Here is a 12,188-nt window from a genome sequence, read left to right on the forward strand (position 1 = left end):
ATCAGGTTTAATCCAAGTAATAACGCAATTTATGCAAAACTTAGTATTTTTTTTAACTTTCTTTGTAACAAAATAAATTCTACCTCGTCGTAAGGGTGTAATATTGATAATTAAGACGTAAAATAAATCAATAAATTACAACTAACTCAATTACCAAACAATGAAACAGTCAGACTTTTTAAAAGCTGTATTACCATTTAAAGATAAAGTTTTTCGTTTAGCCAAACGTTTACTTGTGTCTACAGAAGAAGCAGAAGACGCTACACAAGAGCTTTATTTTAAATTATGGAAGAACAAGGAGAAGTTAGGCGAATATAAAAACGTAGAAGCGTTTGCTATGACAATGACTAAGAATTATTGTTTTGATAGATTAAAATCGAAACAAGCTAGTAATTTAACATTAGTTCATAGCAATTACAAAGAGAAGGATACTTCTTTAGAAAAGAAGATAGAGTATAAAGATAGTGTAAGTAATGTTCATAAACTGATAGAAAATTTACCAGAACAACAAAAGATAATCATTCAACTAAGAGATATCGAACAGTATGATTTTGAGGAAATTTGTGAAATGGTAGATATGAAACCAACCGCAGTTAGAGTAGCATTATCAAGAGCACGTAAAACAATTAGAGAAGAATTAATTAAACAACATAACTATGGAGTTAGCTAACATAGAAAAATTAATAGAAAAATACCTAGAAGCTGAAACATCTCTACAAGAAGAGAATATTTTAAGAACGTATTTTACTTCAGGTAATGTGGCACCACATTTAGAAGATTATGCAATAATGTTCGGGTATTTTAAACAAAATCAAAGTGAGACGTTTACCAAAACCATTAAGTTAAAACCTGAGAAAAAAAGTAAAAAGAACTTTAAATGGTTATCAGTAGCAGCATCTTTAGCTTTGTTAGTAAGTGTTTATGTAGGTAAAGTTCAATACGATAAGTATCAACAAAGAGTATACTTTGCTCAAGTTAAAGAAGCACTTGAAAAGGTTTCATTTCAATTAAATAAAGGAAACGATGCATTGTATGCAGTTTCAGACAACTTAAATAAAGGAAGTGATGCTGTAAGCCAATTGAAAATCTATGAGAACACTGCAAATACAGTACTCAAAAAAGTAAATTATTAAAAAATTAAAAGTAAAACCAAGTATTAAGTAAATAAGTAAATCATGAAAAAAGTAATATTATTAGTAGCAATGGTATTTATGTCTAACATAACTTTTGCTCAAGGAACATTCGATTCATTAGAAGATTTAGACGATGTATCAACAGTTGTAGTAACAAAAGCAGCATTTGAATTATTAAAGAAATTCCCTGATGCTAAGTCTGAAGACATGAAGGTTTTTAATACAGCTAAAGGATTAGAAGAGTTAAAAGTGTTTTCTACTGAGAATGGAGATATAGCTTCAAAAATGGAAGCAATGGCTAATGCAGCTATCAAGAAAGGAAACATGACTCAATTAATGCGTGTTAAAGACAAAGGATCTAGAGTTAAAATTTACATCAAATCTACAAGCAACAAGGATATCGTAAGTGAGGTGTTAATGTTTGTAAAGAGTAAAGATGGTAAAGATGACAAGCAGAGCTCTACAATCATATCTTTAATCGGAGAGATTAACATGAACGAATTAGCTGAAATCGCTAAAGATTACGATAAAAAATCTGATAAATAATTTAGATTTTTATATAAAAAATAAAAACATAGCCTACTTTTAGGCTATGTTTATTCATCTCAATAACCAATAAGTATACTATGAAAAAATTATTCACATTCGCAATTATATGTCTAACATTAACAATTACCTCTTGTAAAAAACAAGAAAGTTTACAGAGTTATTTAATTCAAACAGAAGACAACCAAGATTATGTGCGTTTTGATTTTTCAACAAGTATGCTTGGTTCCTTTTTAGAGAACATTTCTGAAGAAGATCAACAAACATTTAGAAGTGTTAAGAAAATGAATATAGCCTTTTTACCAGTTAATAAAGCTACAGAAGAAGTTTTTAGTGAAGAAAGAAAAAAGATAAAAGGTATTATGAAAAATACGGATTATAAGTCGTTAATTCGTGTAAATGATAAAAGAGGTAAGGGTAATATTTACTACGCTGGAGAAGCAGATGCAATTGATGAAATTGTAGCTGTTATTTATGCTAAGGATTTTGGATTTGGTGTTGCTAGAATTATAGGAAATGATATGAACATTGAGAAGATTATGAAAATGGTTCAAAATATAGACACAAAAGATAAAGGAGATGAGCTTGTGAAAATTAAAGACATTTTCGGAGGTCAATTTCAAACTGAAAAATTGCATGTAGAACCAGTTCAGTAAAATAACCAAGAACTACATAAATAAACAAACCACAATTTCTAAATTGTGGTTTTTTTGTTTTAACTCGCTATTAACAAGTCCAAATGTTAAAATTCTTATTTTTGGCTAAATTTCTAACAGTATATGAGGAAAGTAGTATTGGTTTTAGTAGCGTTTATTTCTATACAATTTTATGCGCAGAATGCAAGTGAATATAGAGCAGAGAGAGATAAAGTTCATAATTTAGTTCACACGAAGCTTAAAGTAGACTTTGATTTTGATAAGCAAACAATGAACGGTGAAGCATGGGTTACTGCGAAACCTCATTTTTATGCTTCAGATAGACTTGTTTTAGATGCAAAGGCAATGGTGATTCATAGCATAACAATGGACTCTAAACCTTTAAACTTTAATTATGATGATTTTCAAATCATAATAAACTTACCTAAAAAATACAAACGTGACGAGCAATTTACAGTATATATTAAATATACAGCTCAACCAGAAAAAGTTAAGCAAAAAGGAAGTGCTGCGATAACATCTGCTAAAGGATTGTATTTTATCAATCCAACTGGTATTGACAAAACGAAGCCAACACAGATTTGGACACAAGGAGAAACAGAAGCAAGTAGTTGTTGGTTTCCAACGATAGATGCGCCAAATCAAAAAACTTCTCAAGAAATTTATATAACTGTTCCTAATAAATATGTTACACTGTCTAATGGTAGGTTAGAAAATCAGAAAAATAATTCAGACGGAACAAGAACAGATTATTGGAATTTTACTCAGAAGCACACTCCTTATTTATTTTTTATGGGAATAGGAGAGTATGAAATAATTAAAGATTCTTACAAGGATATTCCAGTAGATTACTATGTTGAAAAAGAATATGCGCCTTATGCAAAAGAAATTTTTGGTAAAACACCAGAAATGTTAGCGTTCTTTTCGAAAATTACAGGAATAGAATATCCATGGAATAAGTATGCACAAATTGTAGGACGAGATTATGTAAGTGGTGCTATGGAAAATACGACAGCTGTTATTCATGGAGAACAGGCTTATCAAACTCCAGGAGAATTAATAGATGGAAATAGACAAGAAAATACCATTGCTCACGAGGCTTTTCATCATTGGTTTGGCGATTTAGTAACTACTGAAAGCTGGAGTAATTTAACCTTAAATGAAAGTTTCGCCAATTATAGCGAATATTTATGGAGAGAGTATAAATACGGAAAAGATGATGCAGATGCGCATTTATTTACGGCTATTCAAGGGTATAAAAGTGGTCAAAATTATGACAAGCATTTAGTTCGTTTTTATTACGATGATAAAGAAGATATGTTTGATGCTGTGAGTTACAACAAAGGTGGTGCAATTTTACATATGTTACGCTCTTATGTTGGCGATGCAGCTTTTTTTGAAGCGCTAAATAAGTATTTAACCGATTTTAAATATCAAGTAGCAGAAGTACATCAATTGCGTTTAGTTTTTGAGGAAATTACAGGGAAAGACTTGAATTGGTTTTTTAACCAATGGTATTTTGGTAATGGACATCCTAAGTTAGATATTTCTTACGATTACAATGAATTACGTAAAACGGTAACCGTAAATGTTTATCAGACGCAATCTGAAGAGTTTAAGTTTCCTTTAGCTATCGATATTTTTGAAGAAGGAAAGCAAACAAGACATGAGGTTTTTGTTGATAGAAAAGAATCTTCTTTTACATTACCTTATACAAAACAACCTAAACTTATTCAAATTAATGCGGATGGTGTGTTGCTTTGTGATATCAATGAGAATAAAGTGTTGAGTGATTATATATTTCAGCTTAAAAATGCTAAAAGTTATATGCATAAGAGAGAGGCTTTATTAGAACTCATCGATAAACAAGATGATAATGATGCTTTTGATGCTGTTGCAAATGCGCTTAATGATTCTTTCTATTTGATTCGTAAGTTAGCATTGGAAAATATTAATTTGATTAATAAATTCTCTAAGCGACAAGCTATAGATAAGATCAAACAAATGGCATCTAATGATCCTAAAACTGTTGTGCAAGCGGCTGCCATCGAAACATTAGGAAAACTTACCGATCCAGAATTGAAACCTATTTTCGTAAAAGGTCTTCAAAGCCCGTCTTATTCTGTAATCGGGAAATCACTAGTTTCTTTGTATTATATAGATAAACCATTAGCGGTAGCAAAATCTAAAGAATTACCAGATGAAGTAAAAAAGATTATAGCTACACCGCTAACACGTATATATTTGGAAGAGAATGATGAAGAGGAATTGACTTTTATAGCAGGAAATGTAATTTCAGGTATGTATTTAAGTCAAGATAGAAATACACAGAGTCTGTATAAAAAGGCATATGATAAAATTGCAGAAGGAAATAATTCGAGAGCAATTCAGAACCTCGTAAATGATATTGTGAATAAAGGAAAGCAGTACAAGCAGTACGGGTTTCATAATGTCGGAATAGACTTAATGAAAAAAATGGTAAAAACACAACAATCTGCTAATAAGAGTAATAAAATCAAAAATATTGCAATTATTCAAGATGCTATGACAAGATTATTAGAATAAGTCATAACAATTGTTAATTTTGGTACTGTATTTGTCATAATCGATTAAAACAAATTTTTATGTATAAAACACTACCTACCATTCTGCTATTTAGTATTCTGTTGTTAAGCGCTTGTAGCAGCGTTAAATCCACACAAAAAGCTATTAATACTGGAAATTATGATAAGGCAATTTCAATTGCTTTAAAAAATCTTGAAAAAGATAAGACTAAAGAGAAAAATCAACCTTACGTGGTTATGCTTCAGGATGCTTTTAAAAAAGCGACAGACAGAGATATAGCACAAGTTGAGTTCTTAGAAAAAGAAAACCGAGCTGAAAACTTAGGAAGAATTTACGAGTTGTACAGAGGTTTAAAAAACAGACAAGAACGTATTAAGCCATTACTTCCTCTAAAAATCTTAGCTTCAGGTAAAAATGCTGAATTTAATTTAATGAATTATGACGAAGCAATAATTTCTGTAAAAGAAGATTATGCAACTTACTTGTATGATGAAGCAAAAAACACATTTGATCAGGCTAGAGGAGATAAATTAAGCTACAGAATTGCTTACGATCAGTTTCAAAATGTCTCTAGAATTTATCCAAATTTTAAAAACATTAATGATTTGATGCAACAATGTCATAATAAAGGAACAGATTATGTTCATGTGGCTGTGTTTAATGAAACTGATCAAATAATTCCAAGACGTTTAGAACAAGATTTACTAGCTATTGATACTTATGGATTGGATGATTTTTGGACCGTATATCACTCTAAAAGAATAAGAAATAAAAAATATGATTTTAATCTTGAGTTAAATTTTAGAAGAATAACAGTCTCACCAGAACAGATAAGTGAAAAAGAAATTATTCGAGAAAGAGAAATAAAAGATGGTTTTAAATATTTAAAAGATAGTAGAGGAAATTATGTGCTAGATAGCCTAGGAAATAAGCAGAAAGTAGATAATATGGTACTTGTTCGTTGTAAATTTTACAGATTTACACAGTTTAAGAGCAGTAACGTCGAAGCGGTAGTAAGATATATAGATAATCGAAATAAGCAACTTATTGATCAGTTTCCGTTAGTGAGCGAGTTTGTATTTGAGCATAGTTATGCTGATTATGATGGTGATAAAAGAGCATTAAACGATGATAACTTAAACTTAATCCGTTTAGAAGCTGTTCAGTTTCCTTCTAACGAACAAATGGTTTATGATACGGGTACCGATATTAAGGAAAAATTAAAAAGGATTATCAGGAGAAATAAGTTCAGAAAGTAAATGGATTTATTTAATCAATTTGACGAGCATACTAATCTACTTCCTTTTGGTGGGGAAGTAAATTATTATGGTTGTGTTTATACTAATCAAGAAGCAGATAATTTTTACGATTATTTGCTCAATCAAATTGAATGGAAAAATGACCAGGCTGTGATTTTTGGGAAGTTAATGGTGACAAAAAGAAAAGTAGCTTGGTATGCAGAAAAACCTTTCGAATATTCCTACTCAAATATTACTAAAGTAGCTTTGCCATTTACAGATGAACTACTCGAAATAAAAAAGTTTGTTGAAAGTAAAACCACTGAAACCTACAATTCGTGTTTGTTGAATTTATATCATGATGGGAGTGAAGGTATGGCATGGCACAGTGATGGAGAAAAAGATTTAAAGAAAAATGGAGCAATAGCTTCTGTAACTTTCGGAGCAGAACGCAAATTCGCTTTTAAAAACAAACGAACCAAGGAAGTTGTATCATTACAACTTCAACATGGTTCGTTATTAGTTATGAAAGGGGAGACCCAAACAAATTGGTTACATCGTTTGCCTCCCACAAAAAAAGTACATCGTCCTAGAATAAATTTAACATTCAGAACAATTGATTCTTAGTCTCTTTTGATTACATCACCAGATCCAACAGAGCTTGTATCAACAAACTTAGCATTTCCTTTATAGTAAACGCTTCCAGATCCTGCAATACTTGCTTTAATTCGTTCCGTTACAGTTGCCTCTATATCTCCTGATCCAGCAACACTAGCTCTTAAACTAGTAACAGTTAAGTTATAAGCTCTAACATTTCCAGAACCTGCAACAGAGCATTTTAATTTATCACTTTTTCCCTTTAGGTCAATATTACCAGAACCTCCAATTGAAGCTTTTACATTTTCAGCGCTAACAGCAGCTTTAATATTACCAGAACCTCCAATTGCAAATCCAACTTCGTTTCCTTTTATAACTTTTTTAGAGATAATACTACCTGACCCGCCTAACGCAACACCATTTATATCTTCAAAAGGAACTATTACGGTTAGTTTTTTTCTAAATTTTAAATTAGTGTTTTTCTTTACTTTAATTTTTAAAGTACCTCCTTTTACTTCGGTAATTATGTAAGGTAATAAATTTTCTTCACCTTCTAACGTAATTTCACCTTCTTTTCCGTCAATTAAAACAACGTCAAAAGAACCACTCAAACTCACCTCGTCAAAAGAGCCAACGCTACGTTTTTCAGTAACAACATTCCCGTTACCTTTTACAGATGAAGAACCCCACCAACTTTGCGATAATACTGTAGCACAGTTAAAAATTAATAGTGTAAATAATAGTTTTCTCATTTTTTATTTTAAATTTAAGATTAATAAATATTTCATTGAAGTCGCATATTGTAAATAATAAGATTACTCGTTTTTTGAAGCTTTTGTATATTATTACTTGTATTTTAGTAAGTTATGCTTTAGCTGTTGAAAATGTAAACCTTGAGTTTGCCATAAAACTAGTAGCATTATTCTCACTATCATTTTTATACCTAGAAACTACTTTGAGTGTAAACCATTGGTATATAATGATTCTTTTATTCTCAATTATTTCTGACTCGTTATTTATTTTTGAGGAATTTTACTATCCTGCGTTATTTTTTCTGATTCTTAATAGGTTTCTCTACATTGTTATTATTCGAAAAACGATATTTCCGTATCCTCCTAAAGTAATCTTCCTGTATTCAATTCCTTTTTTGTTAACTTTTTTGATGGTCTATTTTCTCATTTATGAATACATGGTTGATATTCAGTTTTTCGCATTCGTATTCGGAATTGTATCTGTTTTTATGTTCTCTTCGACCTATTTAAATTTTCTTAAAAAAAACAATAAACGATCTAAATACTATTTTTTAGGAACATCATTAATGCCTTTTGCCGATATACTAATGGCTATAGCGTTCTATATAGACTCTCATTTAGCTTATGTAATTATATATCATATGATGTATTACATAGGTAGATTTTATATTTATAAAGCGATGGTGATGCATCGGAACAAATAAATATTAATCAACTAATTTAAGAGAAACGCCTCCATAATTAGACTTTATTTTTATCGAAGATTTAGCATTACCTTTTCCAAATACACCTTCGTAATATTTACTTGTATTTTTCTTAATTGATTTGAAAGTTTCAGTTTGCTCTTCAGGATAATTAAAACTTGCATAACCTAAGTCTACAGTAAATTTAAAGTTGTTATCAGACGAGGTTCCGATTTTAATACCTGCATAGTTACCATCAATTACTACCTGGTTAAATCCTTTTTTCAATTCATCAACTCTAAGACCACCATAGTCAGTATTAATTCTTAGGTTTTGTCTTAATGTTCCAATTTTCATTCCAGCATAGTCAGAGTTTCCATCTACAGAATATGCATCATTAATAGAAATGCTACCATAATCACAATTAAAATCTACTGTATCAGCATTCCCAATCTTTACACCACTGTAATCTGCATTAACTCTAATCTTATCGGTCTTATCAATAGTAATTTTAGAATAATCAGCATTTACACTACCAGATTTCATGTAACGGATATCAGAATTTCCACAGTAATCTAATTCGATAGTATTATCTTGGTTTAAAAGTTTATCTATCTGAATAGCTCCATAATCACAGTTAATATTAGCTTTACCTTTCAACTCGTCTAAATCTATATTTCCATATTTATTATTTAGATCTGCATTATTGGTAATAGGCATTTTAATGTAATAATTAATTTTATAGTTCAAATTGTTGTTGTTGTTATTTCCCCACCAACTCCAACTAGATTTTATACTTTCTATTATAGTTCTAGCTTCTACTAAATCTGCTGAAGCTTCAAATTCTACCGTGATAGCATTAAGCTTTTCTTGTACTTTATCTTCACTTTTACCATTTACAGTAATTTTTACATCAATTTCAACGATGTTTTTTTCCCAAGTAGTAACATTTACATTACCATATTTGTTTTTGATAAAAACAGTAGCATTGCTGTTAACATTAAATTTTTTACTGATAGTTTTAGTTTTCTCATGTTTTTTTATCGGGCTAGCCAATAGGAATAGCGGAGAAAGTAAAAGGACTGTAATTATTTTTTTAAATTGTTTCATTGAATTCTGTATTTTGAATTTCAGGGTTTTTTAATCGTTCTAATAAATTTTGAAGAGTTTGTAATATTTTCAAACGTTGTTGATAATTTGTGATCATGGCTTGAATCACAAGTTCTTCATTACCTTTTATTTGTAAATCTTTTACATAGTTTTGATAATGATCTTCTAGTTCTTCAATATCATCTAAAGCATCTTCAATTATAGTCTCAGTATCTAAGTTTCTATATTTTTCAATTTCTCTTAATTCGTGATTTATAGCATTTACAAAGAACATTTTAGTTTCACTCATTTCAGGATTGATATCTTCTAAAATGATGGTGTTATTTCCATAAACACTACCGAAATAAAAACCAATTAGTAAAACTACAGATGCTGCTACTGACAACCATTTGAATGATATTCCTTTAGTATTGCCTCTTCCTTCTAATTTTCTCAAAAAACGCTCTTCATGTCCTGTGTGAGGCTCAAATAAATCTAGATCGTTATTCGAAAAAAAATCTTTCAACTTATCTTCCATACATACTTATTTTCGGGTTCTCTTTAAGTAATAATTGTTGTAATTTCTTTTTTGCCCTAGAAATAGTAGTTCTAACATTCTCATTACTGAAATTTAAAATAACTGCTATTTCTTCATTGTCATAACCTTCAATTAGATTGAGGTTTAAAACTATTCTATAATTATCTTTAAGGCTATTGATAGTATTTAGGATGTTATTCACACCTAAAGCTCTATAATTAATGTCAATATTTTCATGTTCTTCATCATCAGATACAACTTCCATTTTTACTTCCGAATAGCGATTGTTTTTCTTTAATTGTGTTAAACTTTTGTTTATTACTATTCTTTTTAACCATGCTCCGAAAGCCACTTCTCCTTTAAAACTATTAATCTTTGTAAAAGCGGTTAAAAAAGCTTCTTGCATAAGATCTTCAGCTTCAAATTCGTCCTTTAATATTCGATACGCGGTATTGTACATTGCTTTATAATATTGTCTATACAATTTCATTTGTGCTGTTTTATCACTTTTTTTACAGCGTTCGATTAGTTGATCTATATTTAGTTTTTCAGCGTTCAAAAAATTACTTTTCTATGGTAAAGACTAACCATTTTTTAGCTTGTTACACTTTTTTATTTTTTTTATTTAAAAACTTAATAAAATTGTTAGTAAACACATTTATCAATAATTTAAAAATATTAAAATATCACCTATATTTGGCATAATGATTGAAGAAGTAAAGTTAATAGAATGCCCAAGAGATGCAATGCAGGGAATAAAAAGTCATTTTATTCCTACTGAACTCAAAGCAAAGTATATAAACTCATTGTTAAATGTAGGTTTTGATACTATTGACTTTGGAAGTTTTGTATCCCCAAAAGCGATTCCTCAAATGAGAGATACAGACAAAGTTTTAAATTTACTGGATTTATCTTCAACAAGAAGTAAGTTATTAGCAATTGTTGCAAATGTAAGAGGAGCTAATGACGCTTGTGTTTTTGAAGAAATAGATTATTTAGGGTACCCTTTTTCTATTTCTGAAAATTTTCAAATGAGGAATACTCATAAAACCATATCGGAATCAGTAGATATTTTAAGAGATATATTAAACATAGCCAACAGACACAATAAAGAGGTAGTTGCTTATTTATCAATGGGCTTTGGGAATCCTTATGGGGACCCTTGGAACGAAGAAATTGTAGCAAAATGGACCGAAAAACTTGCAAAATATGGAGTTAAAATTGTATCTTTGTCTGACACCATAGGAAGTTCAACTCCTGAGGTTATAGATTATTTGTTTTCTAGTTTGATCCCCAAGTACCCTCAAATCGAGTTCGGAGCACACCTACATACTACTCCGAATAAATGGTTTGAAAAAGTAGACAGTGCATATAAAGCTGGGTGTAGAAGGTTCGACGGAGCAATCAAAGGTTATGGAGGTTGTCCAATGGCGAAAGATGAATTAACTGGTAATATGCCAACAGAAAAAATGTTGTCTTACTTTACTACCAACAAAGTTAATACCAACGTTAAGCCATTGAGTTTTGAAAGTGCTTATAACAAAGCTTTAGAGGTTTTTAATACTGTTGTGTGATGAAAATTAAATTTTTAATAATATTCTTCTTAAGTACAGTAATCCCTACTGAAAAGTCAAGGGACAACGATGGGGTCACTCTTGGTTCCTGGGAAATTAAGAATGGAATTTTTATTGAAAATAACGACGAAGAAACAAATATTGCACGCTATAATTGGAATATTTTCTACAACATGTTTCCAAAGCGTATTACCCAACGTTACATAAAAAAATTAGTCTTAATGACTGATGGAGAGGATGAAAAAACTGGAGCATTAGGTGCCTTGAATGACAAGAACAATGAATGGCAACTAGTTTTAGATCCCATTGATGTAGATTTTACTAGTAAAGATGAAACTAGAATTTCCCAGTCAATCTATACTTTGGTTCATGAGTTTGGTCATCTTTTGACGTTAAATCACACTCAAATAAAGCCTGTAAAAAAGACAAAGCAAGAAAAAGGTGATCCTTACGTAACTATTGAAGGAACAGCCATAAAAGATAGTTATATCAACAAATTTGTTGATGAGTTTTGGGACGGAGGTTTATTGAAAGAATGGGATTACATTCAAAGAAATTTCTGTGTTACCGAACAAAAAAGTTGTTTGGAAAAATTGTACGGTTTATACAAAGATAATTATACAGATTTCCTAACAGATTATGCTGCTGAAAGTCCGGAAGAAGATATTGCTGAAAGTTGGACGGCTTTTGTTTTGGGAGAAAAAATTAAAAATCCACAAACCATAGCAGAAAAGAAGATAAACTTTTTTTACCAGTTTGAAGAATTGGTTTACTACAGAAAAGTTATCCGAAAGAATATTAGAAAATATCAATAGAT

The 12,188-nt window shown here is 30.3% G+C and carries 14 protein-coding genes; 10 read left to right on the forward strand and 4 right to left on the reverse strand.

What is annotated here, in order from left to right; all coding sequences use genetic code 11:
• Window positions 1-160: 160 nt before the first annotated feature.
• The 7 genes from EV195_RS10100 (at window position 161) to EV195_RS10130 (ending at window position 6,765) form a co-directional block, all read left to right on the forward strand.
• On the forward strand, window positions 161-670 hold the full coding sequence (locus EV195_RS10100) for an RNA polymerase sigma factor (protein WP_132794827.1): 510 nt from the start codon (window positions 161-163) through the stop codon (window positions 668-670).
• Complete coding sequence (locus EV195_RS10105; protein WP_132794828.1) at window positions 657-1,133, forward strand: hypothetical protein; 477 nt, start codon at window positions 657-659, stop codon at window positions 1,131-1,133. Before EV195_RS10100 ends, EV195_RS10105 begins: the two co-directional genes overlap by 14 nt.
• A gap of 42 nt (window positions 1,134-1,175) precedes the next feature.
• Window positions 1,176-1,679, forward strand: coding sequence for a DUF4252 domain-containing protein (locus EV195_RS10110; RefSeq protein ID WP_132794829.1), 504 nt, complete (start codon window positions 1,176-1,178; stop codon window positions 1,677-1,679).
• A gap of 80 nt (window positions 1,680-1,759) precedes the next feature.
• The gene (locus EV195_RS10115; protein ID WP_132794830.1) at window positions 1,760-2,335 is read left to right on the forward strand and encodes a DUF4252 domain-containing protein; all 576 of its coding nucleotides are present in this window, start codon (window positions 1,760-1,762) and stop codon (window positions 2,333-2,335) included.
• A 123-nt stretch (window positions 2,336-2,458) separates the two neighbouring features.
• Complete coding sequence (locus EV195_RS10120) at window positions 2,459-4,900, forward strand: M1 family aminopeptidase (RefSeq protein WP_132794831.1); 2,442 nt, start codon at window positions 2,459-2,461, stop codon at window positions 4,898-4,900.
• 59 nt (window positions 4,901-4,959) lie between these two features.
• On the forward strand, window positions 4,960-6,159 hold the full coding sequence (locus tag EV195_RS10125; protein WP_132794832.1) for a hypothetical protein: 1,200 nt from the start codon (window positions 4,960-4,962) through the stop codon (window positions 6,157-6,159).
• Window positions 6,160-6,765, forward strand: coding sequence for an alpha-ketoglutarate-dependent dioxygenase AlkB family protein (locus EV195_RS10130; protein ID WP_132794833.1), 606 nt, complete (start codon window positions 6,160-6,162; stop codon window positions 6,763-6,765).
• On the opposite strand, the gene EV195_RS10135 is transcribed toward EV195_RS10130, so the two are convergent.
• Complete coding sequence (locus tag EV195_RS10135; RefSeq protein WP_132794834.1) at window positions 6,762-7,487, reverse strand: head GIN domain-containing protein; 726 nt, start codon at window positions 7,485-7,487, stop codon at window positions 6,762-6,764. The genes EV195_RS10130 and EV195_RS10135 overlap by 4 nt on opposite strands.
• 74 nt (window positions 7,488-7,561) lie before the next feature.
• On the opposite strand from EV195_RS10135, the gene EV195_RS10140 reads away from it, so the two are divergent.
• The gene (locus EV195_RS10140) at window positions 7,562-8,191 is read left to right on the forward strand and encodes a hypothetical protein (protein WP_132794835.1); all 630 of its coding nucleotides are present in this window, start codon (window positions 7,562-7,564) and stop codon (window positions 8,189-8,191) included.
• Between the two features lie 3 nt (window positions 8,192-8,194).
• On the opposite strand, the gene EV195_RS10145 is transcribed toward EV195_RS10140, so the two are convergent.
• Genes EV195_RS10145 through EV195_RS10155 form a run of 3 tightly spaced genes read right to left on the reverse strand, consistent with a single transcriptional unit; the run spans window position 8,195 to window position 10,356 of the window.
• The gene (locus EV195_RS10145; RefSeq protein WP_132794836.1) at window positions 8,195-9,280 is read right to left on the reverse strand and encodes a hypothetical protein; all 1,086 of its coding nucleotides are present in this window, start codon (window positions 9,278-9,280) and stop codon (window positions 8,195-8,197) included.
• Complete coding sequence (locus EV195_RS10150) at window positions 9,267-9,797, reverse strand: hypothetical protein (protein WP_132794837.1); 531 nt, start codon at window positions 9,795-9,797, stop codon at window positions 9,267-9,269. The genes EV195_RS10145 and EV195_RS10150 overlap by 14 nt, the downstream gene beginning before the upstream one ends.
• Entirely contained in the window at window positions 9,787-10,356 is a 570-nt protein-coding gene (locus tag EV195_RS10155; RefSeq protein WP_132794838.1) for an RNA polymerase sigma factor, read from the reverse strand. The genes EV195_RS10150 and EV195_RS10155 overlap by 11 nt, the downstream gene beginning before the upstream one ends.
• 145 nt (window positions 10,357-10,501) lie before the next feature.
• Here EV195_RS10155 and EV195_RS10160 point away from each other — a divergent pair, with 145 nt between their 5' ends.
• Together EV195_RS10160 and EV195_RS10165 are read left to right on the forward strand one after the other, a co-directional pair.
• The gene (locus EV195_RS10160) at window positions 10,502-11,371 is read left to right on the forward strand and encodes a hydroxymethylglutaryl-CoA lyase (RefSeq protein WP_132794839.1); all 870 of its coding nucleotides are present in this window, start codon (window positions 10,502-10,504) and stop codon (window positions 11,369-11,371) included.
• Window positions 11,371-12,186 carry a hypothetical protein gene (locus EV195_RS10165; RefSeq protein WP_132794840.1) on the forward strand — a complete coding sequence of 272 codons (816 nt, stop codon included), beginning with the start codon at window positions 11,371-11,373 and terminating at the stop codon, window positions 12,184-12,186. The genes EV195_RS10160 and EV195_RS10165 overlap by 1 nt, the downstream gene beginning before the upstream one ends.
• Window positions 12,187-12,188: the final 2 nt, after the last annotated feature.

Origin of the sequence: Tenacibaculum skagerrakense, from assembly GCF_004345825.1 — a bacterium.
In the GTDB taxonomy this organism is placed as follows: Bacteria; Bacteroidota; Bacteroidia; order Flavobacteriales; family Flavobacteriaceae; genus Polaribacter; species Polaribacter skagerrakensis.

Excerpts from the sequence above, each read along its gene's own strand:
- EV195_RS10125 (WP_132794832.1), top strand. The coding sequence starts at position 4,960 with ATGTATAAAACACTACCTACCATTCTGCTATTTAGTATTCTGTTGTTA.
- EV195_RS10130 (WP_132794833.1), top strand. The coding sequence starts at position 6,160 with ATGGATTTATTTAATCAATTTGACGAGCATACTAATCTACTTCCTTTT.
- EV195_RS10105 (WP_132794828.1), top strand. The coding sequence starts at position 657 with ATGGAGTTAGCTAACATAGAAAAATTAATAGAAAAATACCTAGAAGCT.
- EV195_RS10110 (WP_132794829.1), top strand. The coding sequence starts at position 1,176 with ATGAAAAAAGTAATATTATTAGTAGCAATGGTATTTATGTCTAACATA.
- EV195_RS10165 (WP_132794840.1), top strand. The coding sequence starts at position 11,371 with ATGAAAATTAAATTTTTAATAATATTCTTCTTAAGTACAGTAATCCCT.
- EV195_RS10120 (WP_132794831.1), top strand. The coding sequence starts at position 2,459 with ATGAGGAAAGTAGTATTGGTTTTAGTAGCGTTTATTTCTATACAATTT.
- EV195_RS10150 (WP_132794837.1), bottom strand. The coding sequence starts at position 9,797 with ATGGAAGATAAGTTGAAAGATTTTTTTTCGAATAACGATCTAGATTTA.
- EV195_RS10100 (WP_132794827.1), top strand. The coding sequence starts at position 161 with ATGAAACAGTCAGACTTTTTAAAAGCTGTATTACCATTTAAAGATAAA.
- EV195_RS10115 (WP_132794830.1), top strand. The coding sequence starts at position 1,760 with ATGAAAAAATTATTCACATTCGCAATTATATGTCTAACATTAACAATT.
- EV195_RS10145 (WP_132794836.1), bottom strand. The coding sequence starts at position 9,280 with ATGAAACAATTTAAAAAAATAATTACAGTCCTTTTACTTTCTCCGCTA.
- EV195_RS10135 (WP_132794834.1), bottom strand. The coding sequence starts at position 7,487 with ATGAGAAAACTATTATTTACACTATTAATTTTTAACTGTGCTACAGTA.
- EV195_RS10160 (WP_132794839.1), top strand. The coding sequence starts at position 10,502 with ATGATTGAAGAAGTAAAGTTAATAGAATGCCCAAGAGATGCAATGCAG.